This window comes from Shinella sp. OV683 (assembly GCF_057787725.1).
In genome coordinates this window covers 2193500-2217880 of sequence record NZ_CM173543.1, presented here as the reverse complement: position 1 = coordinate 2217880, position 24381 = coordinate 2193500, and the positions used below count along the sequence as shown (strand labels likewise).

23 protein-coding genes are annotated in these 24381 nt (G+C 59.6%); 14 read left to right on the top strand and 9 right to left on the bottom strand.

Annotated features, from left to right (window positions below; all coding sequences use genetic code 11):
• Positions 1-7: 7 nt before the first annotated feature.
• The 4 genes from ACXHRN_RS10575 to ACXHRN_RS10560 all read right to left on the bottom strand — a co-directional run bounded on the left by ACXHRN_RS10575 (position 8) and on the right by ACXHRN_RS10560 (position 3446).
• The gene (locus ACXHRN_RS10575) at positions 8-592 is read right to left on the bottom strand and encodes a NuoB/complex I 20 kDa subunit family protein (RefSeq protein WP_488641272.1); all 585 of its coding nucleotides are present in this window, start codon (positions 590-592) and stop codon (positions 8-10) included.
• Entirely contained in the window at positions 583-948 is a 366-nt protein-coding gene (locus tag ACXHRN_RS10570; RefSeq protein WP_488641271.1) for an NADH-quinone oxidoreductase subunit A, read from the bottom strand. Before ACXHRN_RS10570 ends, ACXHRN_RS10575 begins: the two co-directional genes overlap by 10 nt.
• A gap of 310 nt (positions 949-1258) precedes the next feature.
• Positions 1259-1768 (bottom strand): MarR family winged helix-turn-helix transcriptional regulator, encoded by a 510-nt coding sequence (locus ACXHRN_RS10565; RefSeq protein ID WP_488641270.1) that lies wholly within the window; start codon positions 1766-1768, stop codon positions 1259-1261.
• A gap of 109 nt (positions 1769-1877) precedes the next feature.
• Positions 1878-3446, bottom strand: a complete 1569-nt coding sequence (locus ACXHRN_RS10560) for a phytoene desaturase family protein (protein ID WP_488641269.1) — start codon at positions 3444-3446, stop codon at positions 1878-1880.
• A 302-nt stretch (positions 3447-3748) separates the two neighbouring features.
• Here ACXHRN_RS10560 and ACXHRN_RS10555 point away from each other — a divergent pair, with 302 nt between their 5' ends.
• The 4 genes from ACXHRN_RS10555 (at position 3749) to ACXHRN_RS10540 (ending at position 7336) form a co-directional block, all read left to right on the top strand.
• Positions 3749-4537, top strand: coding sequence for a cyclase family protein (locus ACXHRN_RS10555; protein WP_488641268.1), 789 nt, complete (start codon positions 3749-3751; stop codon positions 4535-4537).
• A 67-nt stretch (positions 4538-4604) separates the two neighbouring features.
• Positions 4605-6188: a phytoene desaturase family protein gene (locus tag ACXHRN_RS10550; protein WP_488641267.1), complete on the top strand. Its 1584-nt coding sequence runs from the start codon at positions 4605-4607 to the stop codon at positions 6186-6188.
• 14 nt (positions 6189-6202) lie between these two features.
• Complete coding sequence (locus tag ACXHRN_RS10545) at positions 6203-6709, top strand: MarR family winged helix-turn-helix transcriptional regulator (RefSeq protein WP_488641266.1); 507 nt, start codon at positions 6203-6205, stop codon at positions 6707-6709.
• 66 nt (positions 6710-6775) lie between these two features.
• Positions 6776-7336, top strand: a complete 561-nt coding sequence (locus ACXHRN_RS10540; RefSeq protein WP_488641265.1) for a hypothetical protein — start codon at positions 6776-6778, stop codon at positions 7334-7336.
• Between the two features lie 37 nt (positions 7337-7373).
• On the opposite strand, the gene ACXHRN_RS10535 is transcribed toward ACXHRN_RS10540, so the two are convergent.
• On the bottom strand, positions 7374-8573 hold the full coding sequence (locus ACXHRN_RS10535) for an IS256 family transposase (protein ID WP_488638174.1): 1200 nt from the start codon (positions 8571-8573) through the stop codon (positions 7374-7376).
• 213 nt (positions 8574-8786) lie between these two features.
• Between ACXHRN_RS10535 and ACXHRN_RS10530 the strand changes: the two genes are divergently transcribed.
• A complete protein-coding gene (locus ACXHRN_RS10530) occupies positions 8787-8999 on the top strand; it encodes a hypothetical protein (protein WP_488641264.1) in 213 nt (70 codons plus the stop codon).
• Positions 9000-9046: 47 nt separating this feature from the next.
• Here ACXHRN_RS10530 and ACXHRN_RS10525 read toward each other — a convergent pair whose 3' ends face one another.
• Positions 9047-10594, bottom strand: a complete 1548-nt coding sequence (locus tag ACXHRN_RS10525; RefSeq protein WP_488641263.1) for an indolepyruvate oxidoreductase subunit beta family protein — start codon at positions 10592-10594, stop codon at positions 9047-9049.
• Between the two features lie 11 nt (positions 10595-10605).
• The gene (locus ACXHRN_RS10520) at positions 10606-12759 is read right to left on the bottom strand and encodes a thiamine pyrophosphate-dependent enzyme (protein ID WP_488641262.1); all 2154 of its coding nucleotides are present in this window, start codon (positions 12757-12759) and stop codon (positions 10606-10608) included.
• 409 nt (positions 12760-13168) lie between these two features.
• On the opposite strand from ACXHRN_RS10520, the gene ACXHRN_RS10515 reads away from it, so the two are divergent.
• The 6 genes from ACXHRN_RS10515 (at position 13169) to ACXHRN_RS10490 (ending at position 19086) form a co-directional block, all read left to right on the top strand.
• Entirely contained in the window at positions 13169-14704 is a 1536-nt protein-coding gene (locus tag ACXHRN_RS10515) for an ABC transporter substrate-binding protein (RefSeq protein ID WP_488641261.1), read from the top strand.
• 110 nt (positions 14705-14814) lie between these two features.
• Complete coding sequence (locus ACXHRN_RS10510) at positions 14815-15828, top strand: ABC transporter permease (RefSeq protein ID WP_488641260.1); 1014 nt, start codon at positions 14815-14817, stop codon at positions 15826-15828.
• Entirely contained in the window at positions 15821-16669 is an 849-nt protein-coding gene (locus tag ACXHRN_RS10505) for an ABC transporter permease (RefSeq protein ID WP_488641259.1), read from the top strand. Before ACXHRN_RS10510 ends, ACXHRN_RS10505 begins: the two co-directional genes overlap by 8 nt.
• Positions 16666-17526 (top strand): ABC transporter ATP-binding protein, encoded by an 861-nt coding sequence (locus tag ACXHRN_RS10500; protein WP_488641258.1) that lies wholly within the window; start codon positions 16666-16668, stop codon positions 17524-17526. The genes ACXHRN_RS10505 and ACXHRN_RS10500 overlap by 4 nt, the downstream gene beginning before the upstream one ends.
• Positions 17526-18368 carry an ATP-binding cassette domain-containing protein gene (locus ACXHRN_RS10495; protein WP_488641257.1) on the top strand — a complete coding sequence of 281 codons (843 nt, stop codon included), beginning with the start codon at positions 17526-17528 and terminating at the stop codon, positions 18366-18368. The genes ACXHRN_RS10500 and ACXHRN_RS10495 overlap by 1 nt, the downstream gene beginning before the upstream one ends.
• 118 nt (positions 18369-18486) lie before the next feature.
• On the top strand, positions 18487-19086 hold the full coding sequence (locus tag ACXHRN_RS10490) for a VOC family protein (protein ID WP_488641256.1): 600 nt from the start codon (positions 18487-18489) through the stop codon (positions 19084-19086).
• A 30-nt stretch (positions 19087-19116) separates the two neighbouring features.
• Here the strand turns inward: ACXHRN_RS10490 and ACXHRN_RS10485 are convergent, their stop codons facing one another.
• A complete protein-coding gene (locus ACXHRN_RS10485; protein WP_488641255.1) occupies positions 19117-20097 on the bottom strand; it encodes an AraC family transcriptional regulator in 981 nt (326 codons plus the stop codon).
• 168 nt (positions 20098-20265) lie between these two features.
• Between ACXHRN_RS10485 and ACXHRN_RS10480 the strand changes: the two genes are divergently transcribed.
• The 3 genes from ACXHRN_RS10480 to ACXHRN_RS10470 all read left to right on the top strand — a co-directional run bounded on the left by ACXHRN_RS10480 (position 20266) and on the right by ACXHRN_RS10470 (position 22914).
• On the top strand, positions 20266-20778 hold the full coding sequence (locus ACXHRN_RS10480) for a flavin reductase family protein (RefSeq protein ID WP_488641254.1): 513 nt from the start codon (positions 20266-20268) through the stop codon (positions 20776-20778).
• Positions 20779-20844: 66 nt separating this feature from the next.
• Entirely contained in the window at positions 20845-21630 is a 786-nt protein-coding gene (locus tag ACXHRN_RS10475; protein WP_488641253.1) for an SDR family oxidoreductase, read from the top strand.
• A gap of 48 nt (positions 21631-21678) precedes the next feature.
• Complete coding sequence (locus ACXHRN_RS10470; protein ID WP_488641252.1) at positions 21679-22914, top strand: styrene monooxygenase/indole monooxygenase family protein; 1236 nt, start codon at positions 21679-21681, stop codon at positions 22912-22914.
• 200 nt (positions 22915-23114) lie between these two features.
• On the opposite strand, the gene ACXHRN_RS10465 is transcribed toward ACXHRN_RS10470, so the two are convergent.
• Complete coding sequence (locus ACXHRN_RS10465) at positions 23115-24368, bottom strand: cyclopropane fatty acid synthase (RefSeq protein WP_488641251.1); 1254 nt, start codon at positions 24366-24368, stop codon at positions 23115-23117.
• Between the last annotated feature and the right edge of the window lie 13 nt (positions 24369-24381).

Genomic DNA, 24381 nt, shown 5'->3' with positions numbered 1-24381 from the left:
GTCTCCCTTAGCGCTCGATCGTGCCGGTGCGGCGGATTTTCTTCTGTAGCAGCAGCACGCCATAAAGCAGGGCTTCCGCCGTGGGGGGACAGCCCGGAACATAGATGTCTACCGGCACCACACGGTCGCAGCCACGCACCACCGAATAGGAATAGTGGTAGTAGCCGCCGCCATTGGCGCAGGAACCCATCGAGATCACGTAGCGCGGCTCGGGCATCTGGTCATAGACCTTGCGCAATGCCGGAGCCATCTTGTTGGTCAACGTACCTGCAACGATCATCACGTCAGACTGGCGCGGCGAGGCGCGAGGCGCGACGCCAAAGCGTTCCATGTCGTAGCGCGGACCGGAAACCTGCATCAGGCCTTCGACGGCACAGCAAGCCAGACCGAACTGCATCCACATCAACGAACCGCTGCGTGCCCAGGTGATCAGGTCTTCAGTCGCGGTGACAAGAAAACCCTTGTCGGCAAGCTCATTGTTGATTTCACCAAAGAAAGCGTCGTTCGCGCCGATCGGCTTGCCGGTCGACGGATCGATGATACCCTTCGGCTGCGGCGCAACCATGGTTGCGCCCGGGGAGGTCACGCCCATTCGAGCGCTCCTTTCTTCCATTCATAAATAAAGCCGATCGTCAGCACGCCCAGGAAAACCATCATCGACCAGAAACCGAACCAGCCCACGGCGCCGAACGAGATGGCCCAAGGGAAGAGGAAGGCCACTTCAAGGTCGAAAATGATGAAGAGGATGGAGACGAGATAGAAGCGAATATCGAATTTCATTCGGGCGTCATCGAATGCGTTGAAGCCGCATTCAAAAGCCGAAAGCTTTTCCGAATCGGGCGCCTTGAACGCGACGACAAAGGGCGTGACGAGAAGCACGGAGCCGATGACGAGAGCGATGGCGATAAAGATAGCGATTGGCAGATAAGAGCCAAGAAGACCAGTCATTTCAATCCAACCCCGCTTGCCGCGCGACACGAAATTGCGACCTGCGTTCGTGCGCTTCGGCATAGCCGAAAATTGTTGCAACGCAGTCGTGGTTAGCGCAGCTATACTCGATTAGCAAGTCTTTGAATCCATTTTCGCCATATTGTCACACGAATTGGAATTCGCATTCTGCGGCGTCGGCAAAGCCCCGAAATCCAGCATGTCTCGCGGACTATAACATGACTATTTTGATCAACAAAGCACCTGGCACACAGTGGCGAAACAAAGGCGAATAGCAGCCTCCCGCAACGCACATAGCTTGATATGCATTTTAGTCGTCGTCGGAGCCTGAAAGGTGGTTGCTGACGGATTGTTTAACGAGATGCATGTCAACCAGCAGCGTATCGATCTCCGAGGGCTGTACATCGGCCATCATGTCGCGCAGCCAACCCTCATGTGCCTTGGCCATGGCGCCAAATACCTCCGTGCCGCGCCGCGTCAGCTTGGCGACCGTCACGCGGCGGTCGCCTTCCGGCGTCTCGCGAATGATCAGCCCATCGACTTCGAGCCGCTCGACCAGTCCCGTGACATTGCCATTGGTGACCATCGTGCGCTTGGAGAGTTCGCCGAGACGCAGGCCGTCCTTCTCTCTATAGAGCTGGGCGAGCAGATCGAACTGCGGCAGCGTGGCGCCGAATTCGGTGCGCAGCCGCCGGCGGATTTCCTGCGAAATCAGCTTGGTGGTCGACAACATCCGCAGCCAGAGCCTCAGCTCCGGCTTCTTGCCTTCCTGGGTGTCCCGGACGATGATCTCGAGATCGATTGTGTCGTGGTCTGTCATAGTGATGCGCTGCGCCCGTCGCCCAGACGGACCGGCTCCGCTGGATTCGCGGATAGTTTAAATCTCAAAGGATTGTTGGGCAAGCGGCCATTCAGCCGCGTGGCCGCGCTTATTTCGCCAGCATCTTTGCCAGCATGAAACCGGAACCCGCACCGGTGCCCGCGCCCGGCCATGTCGAAGCGCCGCAGAGATAGAGGCCTTTGACTGGCGTCTTGTAGCGCGAATAGCCAGCCACGGGTCGGAACAGGAAATTCTGATCGAGGTGATGGCTGCCGGAGAGATTGTCGCCGCCGATGAGATTGGGATTCTCCCGCTCTATATCCAGCGGCGAATAGACCGAGCATCCGAGAATTTTGGCCTTGGTGCCCGGCGCATAGGTCTCGAGGATATCCAGCACACGATCTGCATAGGCTTCCTTGACGGAATCCCAGTGGCGACCCTCGATCTCGCCCTTGGCATCGCCTTTGATAACGGCGGGCAGGACGCGGACCTGCACCCACAGCACATGCTTGCCATCCGGCGCGCGCGACGGATCGATCGCTGTGGGTTGGCCGACCACCAGGGCAGGTTCGGTCGGCAGCAGCCCGGCCATGGCTTCAGAATAGACCTTCGACATCATCTCAAGGTCTGGCGCGACATGCACATAGGCAAATTGCTTCAACGCCTCGCCGGCCCTCCAGTCAGGCAGGCCATCCATGGCAAGATGGATCATCATGGCGCCCGGACCAGCCCGGAACTTTTCGATCTTCGCGTCGAAGGCAGAACGTGACGAATCCTTGCTCAACAGCTTGCCAAATACGAGTTTGGGATGCGCGTTGGCGATCACCGCCCGCTTGGCCTTGAGAATGCGACCGTCTGCGAGCTTTACGCCGGTCGCAGAGCCGTTCTGGGTGACAATGCTTTCGACAGCCGTCCCCAGCAGCACCTCGCCGCCCTTGCTCTTTAACAGAGCCGTCATGGACTTGATGATGGTATCCGCACCGCCCTGCCCGATCACCATGCCGAAGGACTGATTGGCCATGGACTCAAGATAGGGAAACAGCGCACCTCCAGCGACATCGGGCGCAAAGTCGAGATGCAGGCCCCACGCAGCCATCATCGCCTTGATCTTTGGGCTCTCAAATCGCGCATCGAGGAAATCGCGTGGCGAAGCCAGCAGCAGCCGTGCCGTATCATAAAGCCAGCCGATACCGCGCTCGCGCCAAGCCTTCCAAACCACCTTAGCGGAAGCGAATGACGGCATGGGCGAGCCGAGCAGGCCGAATATATAAGGAGCATCCTTGCCAAACTCGCCGACCAGAGCACGCCAGGCGGCAGCATCGGTAGGCGAAAGCGCCGAAATGTCGGAAACGGTTTGTTCGAGATCGGTTCCGACGCCGAGATAGGTGCCGTCACGGAAAACACTGGCAAAGCAGTGGGCAGCGGGAACGAAGCCAAGGCCATTGGCAAACAAGGCATCTTTGTTTTTATTGAAAAAGGCAGAGCCGGCAAACATCGAAAGGTTCATGGCGCAGAGGTCGTGGCGATAACCCGGCAGCGTCAACTCCCGAGTCTTGACGGCGCCGCCAGCTTCATCCTTGGCTTCGACAACGGCCACTGACCAACCCTTGGAGGCGAGTTCGACGGCCGCGGCCAGACCGTTGTGCCCCGCGCCGACTACCACGGCATCATAGTTCATCGCCCTGCCCCTCCGTTCAGAGTATTCCCCGCTTTAGTCGCATATGCATACATTTTCCAAACGGCATCGCAAGCGTGAAATATTTTAAACATATAATTTTCTGGGATGAACAGTTCAAAAGACCGAATAGTCCAGCCTATACAGTAGCATAGAGCTCGTTTTTTACTCCGTCCACGGCAGCTTTGGGTGCTGGCCGCGATACTTGCAATTCCATATTTATTGGCATAGCTTTTTTCACACGGAGACCGCATGCAGGCTGGTGAAAACGCCGCGCGAGGCTCTGAACCATAGGGAACCTTACCATGACGACAGCCAATATTCTCTCCAACATCGCTTCCGCGCTGCTTTCCGGATCCGTTAGGGTTGTGGACCTCACCGCGCCGCTCGGCCCTGACACGCCGGTGCTTTACCTTCCGCCGCAGTTTGGCAAGAACACGCCGAGCGTCAAGGTGCACGAGATCTCGCACTACGACGAGAACGGCCCCTTCTGGGCCTGGAACTGGCTGGAACTCGGCGAACATACCGGCACGCATTTCGATGCGCCCTGTCACTGGATCACCGGCAAGGACCACAAGGGCAACACCACCGACACCATCCCGCCGCAGAATTTCGTCGCCCCCGTAAATGTGATCGACCGCTCCAAGGAATCGGCTGCCAATCCCGATTACCTGCTGACCGTCGAAAGCATCAAGGAATGGGAAGCCCAGCATGGCGAGATCGAAGCCGGCAGTTGGGTGCTGCTGCGCACCGACTGGTACAAGCGCAACGGCTCGACCGAGACCTTCCTGAACGCCGACGAGAACGGCCCGCATTCGCCCGGCCCGACGGCCGAAGCCATCGAATATCTCGTCTCCAAGAACATCATCGGCTGGGGTCAGGAAACCATCGGCACGGACGCGGGCTCCGCCGGCGGCATGAACCCGCCCTTCCCGGCCCACAACCTGATGCACAAGGCCAACAAGTATGGTCTTGCCAGCCTCTGCCATCTCGAGGAACTTCCGGCCAAGGGTGCGATCCTGATCGCCGCCCCGCTGAAGTTCGTCAAGGGCACCGGCTCGCCGGTCCGCGCATTGGCGCTGGTCACCAAGTAATATTTGGTGGGCGCGGCTTCGGTCGCGCCCTTTTCATTTTCAATGTAATTTTTGCGGTGCGCGTTCAATGACCACCTACGATCACATCATCATCGGTAGCGGCATCAACGCGTTGGTCGCGGCAGCTTTGCTCGGCAAGAAGGGCAAGAAAGTCCTTGTTCTGGAGCGCAACGACCGCATCGGCGGCTGCCTGCGCACTGAGGAAATCACCGCACCCGGCTTCAAGCACGATGTCATGGCAACCACCATGGTGCTGTTCCTGACCTCGCCGGCCTATGGCGCGCTTGCCGCCGATCTCGGCGCGCGTGGGCTGGAATTCTGCCATGCCGACCTGCCCACCGGCGTGCTACGTCCGGATGGCTCGCATGTGGTCTTCTCCAAGGACCGCAAGCGCAACATCGCCACTTTCGAAGCACTCGCCGCCGGCGATGGCCACGCTTTCTCTCGGGAAATGGACAAGCTCGGTGCCGACGCGCCATTCCTGTTTTCGCTGCTCGGCGGTTCGCTATGGTCAGGCAGCATACTGAAAGTCGTCCTCAAGGAGGCATGGAAGCGTGGACTTCGCGGTTTAGCGGGCTGGTTCGGCGAAGCGTTGGTCTCGGCGCGGGCTCACCTCGAATCCACTTACCAATCCGAAGATACCCGCGCGCTATGGGCGCCCTGGGTGCTGCATTGCGGCCTCGGCCCCGAAAGCGCCTATTCCGCCGAAATGGTCAAGGTCATCGGCTTTGCCATCGAGATGGCGGGCTGCCCGATCGTCAAGGGCGGCGCGGAAAACCTGCTGAAAGCCTTTGAAAAGCTGATCACCGACAACGGCGGCACCATTCGCACCAATGCAGATGTCGATGAGATTATCGAAAGTGCCGGAAAAGCCAGCGGCATACGCCTCTCCGGCGGCGAAGTGATCCAGGCGAGCCACGGCGTCATAGCCTCGGTGACACCGAGCCAACTCTATGGGCGCCTGCTCAAGGGCAGCACCAAACTGCCGATTGACGTTACGGAAGGATTGAAGAACTACCGTTACGGCAAGGGCAATATGCAGATCCATTACGCGCTAAAATCGCCGCCACGCTGGAAGGGCAGCGAGGAACTGGGAAAGGTCGCATTGCTGCACCTCACGCCCGGCCTCGACGGCGTATCGCGTGCCTCCAACGAGGCCGAGCGCGGCCTTCTGCCGTCGGTGCCAACCATTTGTGTCGGCCAACCCACCTCTTTCGACCCGAGCCGTGCGCCGGAAGGCAATGCCATCCTCTGGCTGCAACTGCCGGAGGCCCCGCGCTACATCAAAGGCGACGCCGCCGCCGAACTGCCGATCCCCGTCGATGGCAAATGGACGGAGGAACTGCGCGAACGCTTTGCCGACCGCGTCCAGCGCATCCTCGAGCAGCACATCGAGGGCTTCTCGGAAAACATCCTGCATCGCAAATCCTATTCGCCCGGCGATCTCGAGGCCATGAACATGAATCTGGTCGGCGGCGATCCCTATGGCGGCTTCTGCGGCGTCGACCAGTTTTTCCTCTGGCGGCCGTTCAAGTCATCGGTTAATCACCGCACCCACATATCGGGGCTCTATCATATCGGCGCCTCGACGCATCCCGGCCCGGGCCTTGGCGGCGGCTCTGGCTTCCTGCTGGCTTCTTCGCTCAAGTAACAGACGGAACTGACATGAAGGAACGCTTTGCCGGAACAGTGCTGAGAGAAACCGATGGTGAGGAAGCCAAGCGCCCGACCATGGGCGAAATCGGCCTCAATCACTTCGCGCCCTATCTGATGAACCGGGTGATGGCGCGCTGGAACGCCAATCTGGCCACCGAGCTCAAGGCGCTCGACATGACCACCGCCAAGATGCGGGCGCTGGCAATCCTCGCGATCACCCCGTCGGTGACCATCAACGAGCTCTCCGTCTTTGCCGTCACCGAACAGTCGACCATGAGCCGGACGATCGATTCGCTTGAGGAACAGGGTTTCATCAAGCGCCAGCCTCGCCCGGACGACATGCGGGTGCGCGACGTGACGATCACCAAGGAAGGCCGCGCCGCTTTCGAGAAACTCTGGCCGACTATGTATGACTCGCTGATGCAGATGTTTCACGGCATCGAGGAGGACGAGTATCGCGCCTTTATCGGCACGCTGCACAAGATGCTGGTGAATATCCGCAAGCATGAGTTTTAGACGGTTTGTAGAATAGCGGAAATTCTTCGATAGTCTCCGCCTGTATCTAACAGGGGAGACTATACCATGTTCCGTGATTTCATCAGTGTATTGCCCGACTGGATCTCGTCAATAGCATTGGCGGTCGCAGGGAGTTGGGCGTTCCTTCGTATTAAGTACGAACGCGTCTTAGCACCGCAGATCGAATTCACCATTGAGGCCAGTTTTTTTAAAGTATCGGACGGAAGCCGCGCGGCGGAATATGTCCTCGTTTTTAACAACAGAGGCAAAACGAGAGTACAGGTCAATAAGATAAAGTTTCGCGTTCGGGGCATCGGAGCCGGCGAGAACATCGGCTATCGGGAGAAGCAGCAGTCTGCGCTAAAATTTCCCCACGAGGTCGTTCCCACTATTGAAAACATCGTCCCGCCGAGGTTCGAATACATATTCTTTGAACCCGGAGTTCGTCAGGAATTCCGCTACGTCTCGATCGTTCCTTCCAATATCGATCTACTTTTGATCCACGCGGAGTTCAATTATGTCGGGAATGGCGATCCGCACACCGCAGAGAAGGTGGCGCGTGTTACCGACGCCAGCATCGCGCCGGCAAAACACGGATCGTGTCCCGTAGCGTGGTGTAGCTTTTGACAACCACGGTGTCTTCCGGTCTGGGCCGGAGGGAATATCAACGTGCCACGGCAGGCAAGTTGATGAGTGGATCATCGCTCATTTGGGCGATGGTTTCCAGTGTCATGTATCTTGATCGCTGGACGGCCCATTCGTCGTTCTGCTCCAGCAATAGCGCACCGACGAGACGGACGATGGCGTCGTCGTTGGGGAAAATACCGACGACCTCGGTTCGTCGCTTGATTTCGCCATTGAGGCGCTCGATGGGATTGGTCGAATGCAGCTTGGCCCAATGCTGCTTTGGAAAGGTCATGTAGGCCAGCACATCGTTCTCGGCATCGTCCATGAGCGCGGCAAGCTTTGGCACTTTCGGCCTGATCTGGTCGGCGACGCTGCGCCATTGCGTGCTGGCGGCCTCCGGCGTCTCCTGAGCGAACGCCGTGGCGATGAAGGCGGATACGACGCGCCGCCCGCTCTTTCCGGCATGGGCCAGGGCATTGCGCATGAAGTGCACCCGGCAACGCTGCCAGGTCGCGTTGAGCACCTTGCCGACGGCGGTCTTGATGCTTTCATGGGCATCCGAGACGACCAGCTTCACACCCCTCAAACCCCGGCGGGTCAGCTTGCGCAGGAACTCTGTCCAGATCGGCTCGGCCTCGGATGTGCCGATCTCCAGCCCAAGCACTTCACGGCGTCCATCGGTGTTGACGCCGACGGCGATAATCACGGCGACAGAAACGATGCGACCGCCGCGCCGGACCTTGAGATAGGTGGCGTCGATCCAGATGTAGGGCCATTCGCCTTCGATGGGTCGATCGAGGAAAGCCTTGACCCTGACATCGATTTCCTCGCAAAGCCGTGACACCTGGCTTTTGGAGATGCCACCCATGCCCATGGCTTTGACCAAGTCATCGACCGAGCGCGTCGAGATACCCTGGATATAGGCTTCCTGGATAACCGCCGTCAGAGCTTTCTCGGCCATTCGGCGCGGCTCCAGGAAGCTCGGGAAATAGCTGCCCGTCCGCAGCTTGGGAATGCGAAGCTCCACCGTTCCAGCCCGTGTTTCCCAATCACGGTCGCGATAGCCATTGCGCTGGGCGAGCCTGAGTGGCGTCTTCTCTCCATGCGCAGCACCCGTCGTATGGCCGACCTCCAACTCCATCAGGCGTTGGGCCGTGAAGCCTATCATCTCGCGCAACAAATCGCTGTCGGCGCTCTTCTCAACAAGCAAACGCAGGTTCATCATCTCGTCGGTCATCGGTGGTGTCCTTCAGGTTGGCTCTAAGCAACCCGACCCTACCGGAATTCACCGATGGCTATGAAACCCAGCTACACCACGCGCGGGGACACGATCAAAACACGCTGCGGACGAACCAGCGCTCGCAGCGTCCCGATCATGATTACTCTATAGGCTTCCGGCCCATTTCGCGATAAAATGCTTGCTCCGGCATGTGCGTTACGGAGTACGGCCATGAACGAACAGGACAGAGTTGAATACCGTCGCCTTTACGAGGCAACGATGCACCATATCCAGGAAACCGAGGAATTCGTGCGGCAACTGCATGCCGGGCCGGACGCCGGCGTCAAATCGCGCATATTGAACGCCGTCAGCGAAAATCTGCATCAGTTGCAAGAGGATGCGGACGAACTGGAGCAACTGGGCTGGGATAGCGGCAACGCGTGACAGAAAGACGGGTCCGCTTCCGGACCCGCCGCCGAACGTCCGCTCTTTCAGAGCGTCTCAACGGTCTTCAGCGCGCCATCCAGCTCGATGCCGTTTTCGTCGAGCAACGCTGCCTGGCGCAGCCGCTTCATCCACGCCGCGCCGTCCTCGCGACCAATCAGAAGCGGCAACGCTGACATCACCCGATCGAACTTCGACAGGCCCCGCGAATGGGTGTCCGAATAGCCCTTGACCAGCCGTCGAGCATTCAGCACCTCCACGGCGAGCGCATAATTCGTGCCGATCAGATCGGTCGCTTCCTTCAGCCATGCATCGAGATGCTCCATCTCCCGCATATGGCGCAAGGTGCCGAGACGACGGCCGCGCAGGGCGGAAACCATATAGAGCCCGAGGAACCAGAACACCGTGCCGGTCTTCACCCGCCGCCCCCTGTTGACCATCTTGTCTAGACGCGCAAACAGTTTGGGGCTGTTCTCGAGCCACAGGCCGAGGCCTTTCGGCATCGTGCCGCAGACCTCTTCCATGCGCGGATGCATATATTCGGTCATGTAGACGAGTTGGTCTTCCTTGGCGCCGACTTCCTTGCGAACACGATCGAAGCGCGATTCCCGCACTTTCAGATCGGCAACGCGAATGACATCGTCATAGGCGAGCGCATTGGCGAGATATTTTGCAGCCTGTGCGGTGAAGGCAAAACCCTTGTCCTCGCCGCCGGACGTCTTGTCGAGCGCCAGCAGACGCTGCATGCGGTCGAGATAATCCTCGGCATAGGCCGGATCCTGGAAGTCGGTGAGTTTCTTGACGCCGGCAAACAGCAGCGGCCGCGCTTCCTCGGGAAATTCGTTGCGGATGCGCGTCACAAGGCGATCGAGCGCCGGATGACCCACGGTTTCCGGCAGCGCGTCAAAGCGCTTGGTGGGCAGGGCAGACAGCGCATCGTTCGACTTGGCCTTGGCGCGCTCATAGGCAGCGTTGAAAGCCTTGACGCTCGATTCGATGCCCTTGCCACCGGCACGGATCGTCGCCTCGAAATCTTCCTTGGTGAAAGGCAGGACGTCAGCGCCCGCCAGCGCACCAAACAGCGACGAGGACACGACCGTGCCGCTTCGTGTGGCAATCGCCTCCATATCGAAGGCAATCGTCCGCTTGGCCGCGAAATCCGTGGCATCGATGACGACGGTCGGATCACCGATACCGTCGCCGGGACGCTCCTTCTCGACGATTGCGAAGGCGCGATGGGTCGAGGCAATCAGCGTCGTCTTGTCCGGTGTCACAAGCCCCCGCAAAACAGAGCGGCCGGCTTCCATCAATTCGGCAGCGATCACCAGATCGACATCGCCCGGCGTCGGCATCAAAGCCAGGATTGGCGCCTGGCCATCGCGCGATTTCATGATCTCGACATAGTAGATCGTCGCTCCGGTGCGCTGGGCTACGCCCGGCACCGAGGTCGACTGCGCCACCCAGCCCTTGGATTCGGCCAGCGCCACCACCCAATCGGCAAGCACGCCGCCGCCCTGCCCGCCCATGGCGAGGATGGCGATGGCGATCGGCTTGTCAGTGGAGAGCGACGTGTTCATACGGACCATCTCGTTCATGGCAATCTCCCTCAACCGGCAAACATGACGCGCTTGGACTGGCGGCGACGCTGCAGCCAGCCAATCACGGCGTGGCGCATACGCGCGGCGAACTTGTCCCAGCCCGTCGGGTTGTGGATGATATCGGCACGATAGAAGGAAGGACAGAGAACGGCGGCCTCCGAAACCTCGCCGCAATTGCCGCAGCCGACGCAGGTGTTGTCGATTGCCGCGACTGGATCATCCCTGAGCGGATCGTCGGTATGCTTGACCGACAGCGACGGACAACCCGACAGCCTTATGCAGGCGTGATCGCCGGTACAGACGTCCTCATCGACGCCGAACCGCTCCTTGACCATGCGCTTGCCGTCTTTCACCGCCTTGTTGAACTCGGGTTTCACACGGCGCTGCTTGTTGAGGCTGCATTCGGAAGACGCGACGATGATCTTCGGGCCGGGCTCCTTGGTGGTCAGAGCCTCGCGCAGCGTGTCGCGCATCTTGGCAACGTCATAGGTCCGGTCGATCTGCCGAACCCAGGTCGCGCCGATGCCCTTGACCGCGTTGACGATGGAGTTGTTGGTCTTGCGGCGCGGGTTGATCGCCCGCGACGACAGGATATCCTGGCCGCCGGTGGCTGCCGAATAGAAATTATCGACCACCAGGATCACGCCATCCTGCTTGTTGAACACGGCATTGCCAACGGAGGTGGCGAGACCATTGTGCCAGAAGCCGCCGTCGCCCATGACAGAGATCGACCGCTTGTCCGCCTCGACGTTGAAGGCCGATGCAGACGCCGGACCCAGGCCATAGCCCATCGTCGTGCCGCCGATATTGAAGGGCGGCAGGATGGAGAACAGATGACAGCCGATATCGGCCGAGACGTGATGTTTGCCGAGTTCCTTCTCGACCAGTTTCATCGCCGCAAAGATCGGCCGCTCGGGACAGCCCGTGCAGAAACCGGCCGGACGCGGCGGCACGACGGCCGCCAAGGCCTTGACCTTGGGATCGTTGAGAATGGGGCTAGGGTCTGGAATCGGCGGCTGGTTGCCCAGCAACAGCCGGTCATGGGTTTCGACAAAGGCCTTGATGCCCTTGGTCAGCACCGGCGTCGTATATTCGCCGCCGAGCGGCAGCACGTCCTTGCCGGCGATCCGGGTCTGGATGTCGCGGCGGCGCAGCAGCGTGTTGAGCGACTGCTCGATATATTCAGGCGCCCCCTCCTCGACCATCAGCACGGCCTTCTTGCCGACGCAGAACTCGACGACTTCATCGTCGATCATCGGATAGGAGACGTTCATGACATAGAGCGGGATCTTTGAATTGCCATAGACATCGGCAAGGCCGAGCTGCTGCAAAGCCCGCATCACGCCATTGTAAACGCCGCCCTGCAAGATGATGCCGACATCGCCGGTCTCTGGCCCAAAATGCTCGTTGAGCTTGCGCGACTTGACGAACTCGACCGCAGCCGGCCAGCGTTTCTCCAGCTTTTCCTTCTCATGGACGAACGAAGCCGGCGGCAGCACGATACGGTTGACGTCGCTGATCGGATTTTCCAGCGCCTGCCGCAATGTATAGGCCGGCTTCTTGTTGTCTTTGGCATCGAACTGGCCATGCACATGACAGCTGCGAATGCCGACCTGCAACAGGACAGGCGTGTTGGAGGCTTCCGAAAGCTCGAAACCATGCTCCACCGCATCGACGATCGACGGCAGATTCGGACGCGGCGTCAGCAGCCACAACTGCGACTTCATGGCAAAGGCGTGGCTGCGCTCCTGCATGATCGAGGACCCCTCGCCGTAATCCTCACCGATAATGATCAAAGCACCACCGGTCACACCACCGGAGGAAAGATTGGAGAGCGCATCCGAGGCGACGTTGGTCCCGGCCGAAGATTTCCAAGTGACGGCACCGCGCACAGGATACATCACCGAGGCCGACAGCATCGCCGCGGCAGCCGCTTCCGAGGCCGATGTCTCGAAATGCACGCCCAGTTCTTCCATCACGTCCTTGGCGTCGGCAAGCACGTCCATCAAATGCGAAATCGGCGAGCCCTGATAGCCGCCGACATAGGAGACGCCCGACTGCAGAAGTGCCTTGGTAATTGCCAGGATGCCCTCGCCGCGGAAGACGTCACCATCTCCGAGTTTCAGGTCCTCGACTTCGCGTGCGAATGATCTTTCGGCCATATCAGTTCCCTCGGCCTCTTTTCGAGGCTCACAGCTTCATTCATTTGCAAAATCATATTTCTTGTGGAAGCATTTTGTCAAATGGCAAATGATGAATTGCACACAACGCTCGTATCCAAGTGATAAATCGACGAAATTCAAATTCGTAAAGCCGAGCAATTTATATGCATTTACATATATATTGGAGATAGCCACGATGTAGAACTCGCAAAATCAATTAAACGCATCCGCGGCGTACACCTGCACCAACCCACAGAAACAATGGCCAAAATCATAATTCGCGAACAAAAATCCACTTGCGGAATTTTTTATTTATTTTAAGATTAAAACATTCCGATCAATAATTTATCCGGCAGGCCGTCATTCATAAAAAAGCCGTCCGGATTTCAGGGGAACGACGGAGAACATCATGACAGATCTTACACGTCGCCAGACACTGGGTCTTGGCGCAGCCGCATTTCTGACGAGCGTTTTTGCTGGCCGCACCATGGTGCAGGCTGCCGAGAGCGATACATTGACCATCGCCTACAACGTCAACCTGCCGTCCTTCGATCCGACGGTCGGCCCTTCGGCAGTCAATCCGACGATCCAGGCGATCTATCGCTCGATCTTCGACCAGTATGTTGGCCAGGGTCCAGACCTGAAATTCCAGCCGGGCCTTCTGACCGCCTGGGGCTGGAACGATGACAGGACCAAGGTGTGGATGGATGTCCGCGAAGGCGTGACCTGGCACGATGGTTCACCCTTTACACCGGAAGACGTGGTCTGGTCGCTCGAGCGCGCCGCCAACGAAAAGACCGGCAACCCGATCCAGTTCATCTGGTCGACCGCCAACAACTACAAGATCGAAGGCAATAAGATCACCGGCGACGTCGTCCGCTTCGAGCCCACCTTCTTCATGTGGATGGCGTTCCTGACCGGCTACATTCTGCCCAAGGCCTATTATGAAAAGGTCGGTGCTGAAGGCTTCGAGAAGAAGCCGATCGGTACTGGCCCCTATATGGTAGACGCTTATGAAGGCAACGCCTTCCTGCGCCTCAAGGCCAACCCGAACTATTATGGCGGCAAGCCCGCTTTCGACACTGTGATCTTCAAGTTCGTACCCGACGCCACCAGCCGCGTTGCGGAAATCGAATCCGGCTCTTCCGACATCACGCTCGAAGTGCCCTATGAGGAATTCGACCGCCTCAAGGCAATCAGCGGTCTGGCCGGCGTCGCCGCGCCTATCTCCGACATCGGCATGATCTTCATCAACAATATCGAAGTGATGAACGACAAGAATGTCCGTCTTGCCGCCCATCACGCCATCGACAAGGACGCAATCGTCAAGCGCCTGTTGCGCGGCTACGGCGTTCCGATCGACACGCTCGAAGCACCGGAATATTCCGCCTACGATCCCTCGATCAAGGTTGGCTATGACGCCGAAAAGGCCAAGACGCTGCTCGCTGCATCCGGCTTCTCGACCGACAAGCCGGCCAAGTTCAAGATCCAGACGACGCGCGGCCTGAAGCCCAAGGATTACGAGATGATCCAGGCGATCGTCGGCATGTGGCGCAAGGTCGGCATCGAGGCTGAAATCGAAGTCTACGAAATCGCCAAACATTACGAACTTCGCGCCGCCGACCAGCTCGCACCTGCCGCCTTCTACAATTGGGGCAATGCGATCGGCGACCCGACCACATCGACCGGTTTTGCCATGTTTGGCCCATCGCCGCACTCGGTCTGGAACACTGATGATCTCGACGGCATGATCGGCCCGCTCTGGGGCGAAAAGGACGAGGCCAAGCGCATCGCCGGCTGGAAGGCCGTCGACAAGTACATCGCCGAGCAGGGCTATGTGATCCCGCTGCTGCAGTATGCCCAGCCGATCGTCTACAAGGCATCGCTGAAGGTGACCCCGAACGTTTCGGGCGCACTGCAGCCGACGCTGGTGTCGAAGGCCTGATGCCAGCGGCCGGGCAGCGATGCCCGGCCTTTCCTTATGATTGATCCGGCGATTTCGACCGGATACGCTCCGCCGTCACTCGAAGTGTCTGGCGCAAGGCTTTCACATATATGCCATTACTTGCCCTCTCAATTCTCAACCGGCTCGTGCTGGCCGCGATCACGCTGTTCGGCGTCGCGGTCATCGTGTTCGTGTTGCTGCGCGTCGTACCCGGCGATCCGATCGCCATGATGATCTCGCCCGGCTCGACTCCCGAGCAGATCGCCCAGATGCGCGCCCACTACGGCCTCGATGGCAGCATTCTCAGCCAGTTCTGGATCTGGTTGAAGGCCATCCTGTTCGGTGATTTCGGCACCTCCATTTCGCTTCGCCGTAATGTCATCGAGCTTCTCGGCGAGCGATTGCCAGCGACGCTCGAGCTTGCCTTCGCCGCTTTGGTCGTGGCTGTGCTGTTCGGCGGCGGCGTGGCGATCCTCGGCACCGTGCTTCGCCGCACGCCGGCCGAACCGGTCATCGATACGGTCAATGGTACGATGCTGGCAGTACCGGATTTCGTCTGGGCTTTGGCGCTAGTGCTGGTACTCGGTGTGTTTCTGCCGGTCTTCCCGTTGTCCGGCCGCATCAATCCCGGCACCGAGATCGATTTCGTCACACCGTTCTATCTACTGGAAAGCCTCGTACGGCTTCGCTTCGCGGTGTTTGGTGACCTGCTGTCGCATATGGCGATGCCCGTACTGGCATTGGCCCTGCCGCTGGCCGCCATCATTGCCCGCGTATTGAAGGAGGCGCTGCTTGAAGCCATGGTGCAGGACTATATCCTGCTGGCCAAGCTCAAGGGCATGTCGACTTTGCGCCTCGTGCTGCAGGAGGCGCTGCGCAACGCTATCGGCCCGACAATCGCGCTGACAGGCGTGCAATTCACATTCCTGATTGGCGGCACGGTTATTGTCGAGCGAATCTTCTCCTATCCCGGCATCGGCAACATGGCGATCGACGCGGTGATCAATCGCGACCTGCCGCTGATCCAGGGACTGGTGCTGGTGTTCGGCGCCCTCTTCATCATCGTCAATATCCTGGTTGATCTCCTCGTGGCAGCCTTCAATCCGAGGCTCCGCAATGCGTAAGACCCTTCGCGCCATCCTCTCCCAGCCCAAAGCCGTGTTCGGCGGCGGCTTCATCCTGTTGTTGATCCTGATCGCCATCTTCGCACCGTGGATCGCGCCAAAAGATCCGCTCGAACAGGACCTGATGCTCGGCACCCTGCCCCCGGTCGGCAATTCCGGCGCCGAGCCCGGCTACTTCTTTGGCACCGACGATCTGGGTCGGGATGTCCTCTCCCGCCTGATCTACGGCACGCGGGTGGCGCTGATCGTCGCTTTCGTCGCAGCGAGCCTCGCCGCCTTCGTCGGCACCGCGCTCGGCCTGCTCGCCGGCTGGTATCGCGGCTGGGTCGATCTGGTCATTTCGCGATTGGTCGACATATGGATGGCTTTCCCACCGGTGTTGTTGTCTATCTTGCTGGTCGCCGTCTTCGGCTCGGGCGTCCATTCGGTGATCGCCGCCATCGTCATCATCGACTGGACGCGCTTCTGTCGCGTCGTCCGCTCCGAGACCATGGCGCAGGCCGGCCTCGATTATGTCACCGCCGCCCGCACCATCGGCTTTCCGAGCTTCACCATCCTTATGCGCGAAGTGCTGCCGAACGTGGCGCCCGTCTTGATCGCGCTCGTCAGCCTCGAAATGGGTATCGCCGTGATTGTCGAAGCCATTCTGTCCTTCGTCGGCCTGTCGGTGTCCTCCGACACCCCGACATGGGGCGGCATGATCGCCCAGGGCAGGCAGATCGTCTATCAGGGCTGGTGGGTGCTGGTGGCACCGCTGGTGATGCTGTTTGCCACCGTGCTTGCCTTCAACCAGCTCGGCGATGGCTTGCGCCGCGCCCTCGATCCGATGATGCGCCGATGACCGACACCTTGCTCTCCATTACAGGTCTTTCGGCGGTCTCGGATCGCGATGGCGGCGCGCCGATCCTGCGCGATGTCTCGTTGACGCTCAATCGCGGCGAGGTTCGCGGTCTGGTCGGCGAAAGCGGGGCCGGCAAATCGACCATTGCCAAGGCATTGCTCGGGATATTGCCGCGCACCGTGCGGGTCACCGGCGGCTCCATCGACTTCGAAGGTAAGGACCTGCTGACGCTTCCGGCGCATGAGCTCCGCGATATCATGGGCACCGAAATCTCGTTGATCCCGCAGGATCCGCAAACCGCGCTCAATCCGGGTCGTCGCATCGAGTCGCAACTGACCGATGGACTGCGGCTTAGAAAGGGCATGTCCGGCAAGGCGGTCCACGACAAAGCGCTGTCGCTGCTGACGGAAGTCCATATCCGCGACCCCGAGCGCGTGCTCAAATCGTATCCGCATGAACTCTCCGGCGGCATGCGTCAGCGCGTGTTGATCGCGGCCGCCTTCGCACTCGAACCCAAGCTGGTGATCGCAGACGAGCCGACGACGGCGCTCGATGTAACCGTCCAGAAGCAGATCCTCCGGCTGATCCGCGGCATGCAGCAGGCATATGGAACCGGCGTTGTTTTCGTCACCCACGACCTCGGCGTCGTCGCCCAGATCTGCGACAGCGTCACTTTGCTCTATGCCGGCAAGGTGATCGAGGAGGGCTCGACCGCCGATGTGCTGCAAAACCCAAGACATGCCTATACCAAGGCGTTGATGGCAGCCGGCCCGCGCTACGACCGCCCGAATGCGGGGCTGGAACCGGTGCCGCAAGCCGTCTTCGACCAGTTGCGCAACGAGATCGGGATCAAGTGATGGCGGACTCATTGCTCACGGCACGCGGACTGGAAGTGACGTATGGCGCCGGCCGACTGCTCGGCAAAGGGGCCGGCCACAAGGTGCTGCACGGCGTCGATATCGACATTGCCCGCGGCGAGACGATCGGAATCGTCGGTGAATCTGGATCGGGCAAGACGACACTCGGACGCGCATTGCTGCGCCTCGTCGAGACGTCGTCCGGGGAAATCCGCTTCGATAACAGAGATATCACCAAGCTCGGCGACGATGCGATGCGGCCTCTGCGTCGCCGCATGCAGATGATCTTCCAGGATCCGATGGCATCGCTCAATCCGCGCCACTCGGTGCGCCGCATCCTCGTCGAGCCGATGCTGCTGCACAAGCTTGCCCCGAATGCGCAGGCTGCCGAGGAAAAGGTGCTGAAAATCCTCAACCGCTTCACATTGCCCAAGGTGGTGCTGGATCGCAATCCGCATGAACTCTCCGGTGGGCAGCGTCAGCGCATCGGTATTGCCCGCGCCGCATTGCTGGAGCCCGATTTCGTGCTGGCCGACGAGATCGTTTCGGGCCTCGATGTCTCAACGCAGGCGCAGGTGCTCAACCTTCTAAAGGACCTATCGAGGGAGATGGGCCTGGCGATGGCCTTCATCAGCCACGACCTTTCGGTCATCCGAGCCATTTGCGACCGCGTCTACGTGATGCGTTTTGGCAAAGTGGTCGAGGCCGGGCGCTGCGACGAGGTGTTTGCTGCGCCGAAATCGACCTACACTCGTGCGCTGCTCGACGCCATTCCATTGCCAGAGATCGATCCGGCATGGCTGGACCGCCAGAGCCCGGTCGAGGACGTTGTAAACCTTTAGTGCCTGACCGCCGCAAAGCGGCGTGAATCGAATTGATAGCAGACCCAAACACCACGCCGGAGCCGCGGGCGCCGACGCAGGCGGAACCGTGCCCGCACATTAACAAAGGGGAATAGCAATGAAGAATGTTCTCTTGACCACAATCGCCGCAGCAGCTCTCGCTGCGGGAATAGGCACTGCAAATGCTGACGGCCTGCCTGGCCTTCGCGGCCACGACCACACCGGCATCACCGTTCCCAACATGAAGGAAGCTGTGGATTTCTTCGGCGGCGTGCTGGGCTGCAAGACTGCCATGTCGTTCGGACCATTTTCCGACGACAAGGGTACTTTCATGACCGACGTGCTCGGTGTCGATTCCAAGGCGGTGATCAAGACGATCACGCAGGTGCGCTGCGGTTTCGGCTCGAACATCGAACTGTTCGAGTATTCCGCACCGGATCAGCGCGACCTGAAGCAGAAGAATAGCGATATTGGTGCTTTCCACATCGCCTTCTATGTCGACGACGTCGCCGAGGCGAAGAAGTATCTCGACAGTAAGGGTGTCGCAACCCGCGTGGGTCCCGTGCCAATCAACGATGGCCCGGCTGCGGGCCAGACCATTCTCTATTTCCAGGCACCTTGGGGTCTGCAGTTCGAGGCGATCAGCTATCCCAAAGGGATGGCGTATGAAAAGGGCGCAGAGACCTTGCTTTGGGATCCAAAAAATCCGGCCAAATAGGCAAGACGGGCAGGCCTCGCGCCCGCCCCTTCAATTCCGCCTTCTGAGCGTCTCCGAAGGCGTTTCACCGTATCGCTCTCGATAGGCGGCCGCCGCCCGCCCCAGATGTCCGAATCCGGCGGCAAAGGCGATCTCCGCCACGGTTGCGTTGGGTCCAGCAACAAGTAGCCCTTCGCGGAAGCGCCCGAGACGGGCGTTCAGCAGCCCATCGCCAAGCGTCATGCCATGTGTTCGCTTGTAGGCGTCCTGCAGCGATCGCAGCGAAACACCGGCGGCGTCCGCCACCTCGCCCATCGAGATCGCCCGTTCCGCATGGGCACGAATGAACTCTTCGGCACGATTGACGGCCGAAGGCCCGGCCGCAGGTGCCGGCCGAGAAAGCGCCGACGTCTTGTTGTTGGCAAAGCCGCTCAGGAGCAGCGTCGTCAAGCCATCGCGCAGCAGCGTCTGATAGGCACTCGGCACCGCCGGACCGTCTTCGGCAGCCGCCAGCATCATCTGCGCATGCTGCCAAAGTGCTCTTCCAAGCGGCGAATGCAGATCCACGCCGGTCTGGAACTCGATGTTCTGGCTCTTCTCATGCGTCAGCGACTCGAACTGCGCCTCCACCGTCTCGCGGCGGATCAGCAGGATCAGCTTTTCGCAGCCTTCGTTCCAGGTCATGCGCGTCGGCAAGGTCGGCGACAGAACCGAGGCCGAGAAACCCGCCTGCACATCCGCGAAAACAGTGCCGCAGCGCACCTTCGCCGACCCCTTGAGCGGGATCTGCAGCAGGAAGAACCGGGAGAGTTCACCGGGGTCGATCTCGACGGTGGCGCCGTAGCTGACGAAATTGACGGAGTAGCCGGCCTGCTCCACCGTGTGGTGACGGGCATGGAAGGCGCGCGGATTGCGCTCTACGGGGCTCAGGAAATGCGGACAGAAGATCCGGCCGATCGCTTCGCGCGCGTCATCGGGCGAGCGCGTGTCAACGGCTGCAAAGCGTGAGAGCGGCACGTCCTGTGTCTGCATCGGCATTCACTCCGCGAGTCGGCGATACGTCCGGCCCACATCTGGCACATCTGCTTGCCGGATCTGGACAACGGCCCGCGCAATCTGGATTGCGAACGGGCCTTTGCGGGCGGATCATCTACATACTTTAAATGTAAAGCGAATGGAAGCCTCGGGAGGATGGACGCCATGGACAAGGACCAGTTTCGCGCCGCAATGCGCCAGGTCGCGGGTGCAGTCACCATCGTCACTACGCGCGGGCTGAACGGCGAACCTCGTGGCGTCACCGCCACCGCCGTCTGCTCGCTGACAGTCGAGCCGCCCTCGGTGATCGCCTGTGTTAATCGCGAAACGTGGGTGGGCCAGTTCGCGCCCGAAAGCAAGAACTTCTGTGTCAACGTTCTGACACGCGAACAGCAGACGATCGCCGAGACCTTTGCAGGCCGCACCGATCTGGCTGCTGCGGATCGTTTCCAGATCGGCGATTGGTCGGACGCTCATACGGGCGCTCCGGTATTGCAAGGCGCGATTGCCAGCTTCGATTGCGAATTGGAGCAGGCGGTGGATTTCGCAACCCATGTTATACTCATCGGGCGCGTGTTGAAAACCGTCAGCGACAATGCCAGTGCCGAACCGCTCGTCTATGTCGGCGGCGCCTTTACGACGACCCACAGCGAGGTCGCCGCGCCCGCAGCAGCCTGAATAGAAGATTAGATATCGTTTACATTAGCTTGCAAGCAAATCCTGATAAAAAGAATGGGGAACCATATGCGTGGATTGAACGGAAAAACCGCCATCGTTTCGGGCGGTGCCACCCTCATCGGCGAAGGTGTCGCGAAGACACTGATCGACTACGGAACCAAGGTCGTGATCGCCGACATTAATGAAAAGGATGGAGCCGAAGTAGCAGCCCGCCTTGGCGCGAATGCCAGCTTCATCAAGACAGATATTACCAGTGACGACGACATCGCAAAGCTCGTCGCCAAAACTGTCGAGACCACCGGTCGTCTCGACTTTCTCGTCAATGTTGCCTGCACCTATCTAGACAATGGCGCGGAAACCAACCGCAGCGACTGGCTGAAGGCACTCGACGTCAACATCGTCGGTTCCGTCATGCTGATGCAGGCAGCGCATCCGCACCTCAAGGCCAACAAGGGCGCCATCGTCAATTTCGGCTCGATCTCCGCGCGCGTCGCCCAGACCGGCCGCTGGGTCTATCCCGTCTCGAAGGCGGCGATCCTGCAGCTCACCCGCAATCAGGCGATGGATCTGGCGCCGGACGGCATTCGCGTCAACGCAGTATCGCCCGGCTGGACCTGGAGCAACATCATGGTGCAGCTGACCAATGGCAACCGCGAGAAGACCGACAAGGTCGCAGCACCCTTCCATCTCTTGGGCCGTACCGGCAATCCGGAAGAAGTCGCCGAAGCCGTCGCGTTCCTGCTCTCCGACAATGCCAGTTTCGTCACGGGCACCGACATCTGCGTCGACGGTGGATACAACGCCATGGGCCCCGAACAGAACGTGCCGGCCATTCCGAAACTGATGGAATAATTTTCAAGCCAAGACCGTAAATCAACAAAACCAATGGGAACTGAAACAATGGCAAAACGCAAAATCACCATCGTTGGCGGCGGCCAATCCGGCCTGCAGCTCGGCTGTGGCCTGCTTTCCAACGGCTACGAAGTGGAGATCGTCCAGAACCGCACTGCCGAACAGGTGCGCACCGGCAAAGTGCTATCGAGCCAGTGCATGTTCGACGAAGCGCTGCAAAACGAGCGCGATCTCGGCCTGAATTTCTGGGAGAAGGATTGCCCGACCGTCGACTCCATCAATTTCGTCGTGCCGGCACCGGACGGTTCCGGCAACAAGGCGATCGACTGGAACGGCAAGCTCGACCGCTACGCCCAGAGCGTCGACCAGCGCGTCAAGATACCCGGCTGGATGGCCGAGTTCGAAAAGCGCGGCGGCCAGATGACCATTCTCGACGCCGGCCTTGATGACCTAGAGAAATATGCCAAGGCTTCTGATCTGGTGATCGTGGCGGCCGGCAAGGGTGACATCGCCAAGCTGTTCGAGCGCGACGCGGAAAAATCACCGTTCGATAAGCCGCAGCGCGCTTTGGCGCTGACCTATGTGACGGGTATGACCCCTCGCGCGGATCACTCCGCCGTGAATTTCAACCTGATCCCGACGGTTGGTGAGTATTTCGTCTTCCCGGCACTGACGGTCAACGGCCCCTGCGAGATCATGGTGCTCGAAGGGATTCCGGGCGGCCCGATGGACTGCTGGAAGGACGTCAAGACGCCGGCAGAACATCTCGCCAAGTCGAAATGGATTCTGGACACCTTCCTTCCGTGGGAAGCCGAGCGCTGCAGGAACATCGAACTGACCGACGACAACGGCATTCTCGCCGGCGCCTTTGCACCGACGGTGCGCAAGCCGATCGGCAAGCTGCCCTCGGGCGCCATCGTACTGGGCATGGCCGACGCCGTGGTACTCAACGATCCGATCACCGGCCAAGGTTCGAACAACGCTTCCAAATCAGCCAAGGCCTATATGGATGCGATCCTCGCGCATGGCGACAAGCCTTTTGATGCAGCGTTCATGCAGGCGACCTTCGACACCTACTGGAACTATGCCCAGTTCGTGACCGGCTGGACCAATGCCTTGCTGCAGCCGCCGCCGCCACACGTCCTCAACATCATGGGCTCGGCACAAGCCTTCCCAACGCTCGCCAAGCGCATTGCCAACGGCTTCAACAACCCGGTCGACTTCTTCCCGTGGTTTGCCGTGCCGGAAGAGGCCGACGCCTACCTGCAGAAACTCGCAGCCTGAAATCTTCCCCATTTCAAGCGAGAACCTTACCCGCCGGAGCGATCCGGCGGGTTTTTCGTTCAAGCACTGTGCGAGGGCCAACGAAGCATTTAACGCGTGCGCCGGCTGCCTATGGCCGCGCGCTGCCGGTCCTTGTTTCCAAGGATTTGGCAGCGTGCGCTTCCTGGTGGCCCAATTCCCTGCTGCGTTTGGATCGATCTCTAAAACGTTACCTTTTCCAACGGCTTGCGCGTCTTTTCGAACTCCCTCAAAGTTGCCTCCCGTTCCGCGATGTAATTGCGGTCATAGGGGACGGCATCCTGATGGCGGGCGATCTGGATCTGGAAGACAAACAGGCGGTCATGGCGGAAGGCGACTTCCGAGACCGCCAGATAGAATTCCCACATGCGGAAAAAACGCTCATCGTACAGCGCTGCGGCTTCCGCTTTGCGGGCAACAAAACGTTCCCGCCACGCCCTGAGCGTATAGGCATAGTGCATCGGCAGGATTTCAATGTCCTTGACCAGTAGTCCTGCTTTTTCGACCGCAGGCAACACTTCAGCGACAGATGGCATGTAGCCGCCGGGGAAAATGTACTTTTCAATGAACGGATTGGTCGCGTAGTTCGGCTTGGTGCGGCCAATGGAATGCAGGACCATGACGCCCTTCTTGTCGAGGATTTCCGAGACCTTTCTGAAGAAATGCCTGTAGTTGCCGACGCCGACATGCTCGAACATGCCGACCGAAACGATGCGGTCGAACTGGCCCTTGAGGTCGCGGTAATCCGTGAGCTCGAAGCGGACACGACCGGAGAGGTCGCGGTTCGCCGTCCGCGCGCGCGAAACCTTTAGCTGTTCTTCGCTAAGCGTGATGCCGGTGACGTCCACCTCGGCGGCCTCTGAGAGATAGAGTCCGAGCCCGCCCCAGCCGGAGCCGATTTCCAGAACGCGATTGCCTTTTTCCAGCAGCAGCTTGGCAGCGATGTGGCGCTTCTTGGCGAGTTGCGCTTCGTCCAGGCTGATGCCGGACGGCTCGAAATAAGCGCAGGAATATTGCCAGTCCTCGTCGAGAAACAGGTCGAACAGTTTTGCTCTCAGATCGTAGTGATGGGAGACATTTTGCAAATTGCGGTTGATCGGCAAGCGCATGTTGATCTGCGTGCCGACGATGCGCGCCAGGCCGTGGGCCACCATCCTGAGCGTCGCAGCCTTCTTGATGCCGTTGCGACGAACCAGCGACAGGAAATCGAAAATATTGCCCTCATCCAGAATGAAGCGACCATCCATGTACATCTCACCGAGCTTCAACGCTGGATCCAGCGCGATCGCCTGTTCGGCCTCGGCATCAGTGATACGAACGACGATTGTCTTTTCCGAGCTGTCACCGAAGAGATGTGTTTCTCCGGACGCTCGGATGAGCCGCAGCGAGCCCTTGGTGACGATCTTACCAATCATCTTGGAAATGTCGGACGCCATGCTTTCTCCGAAT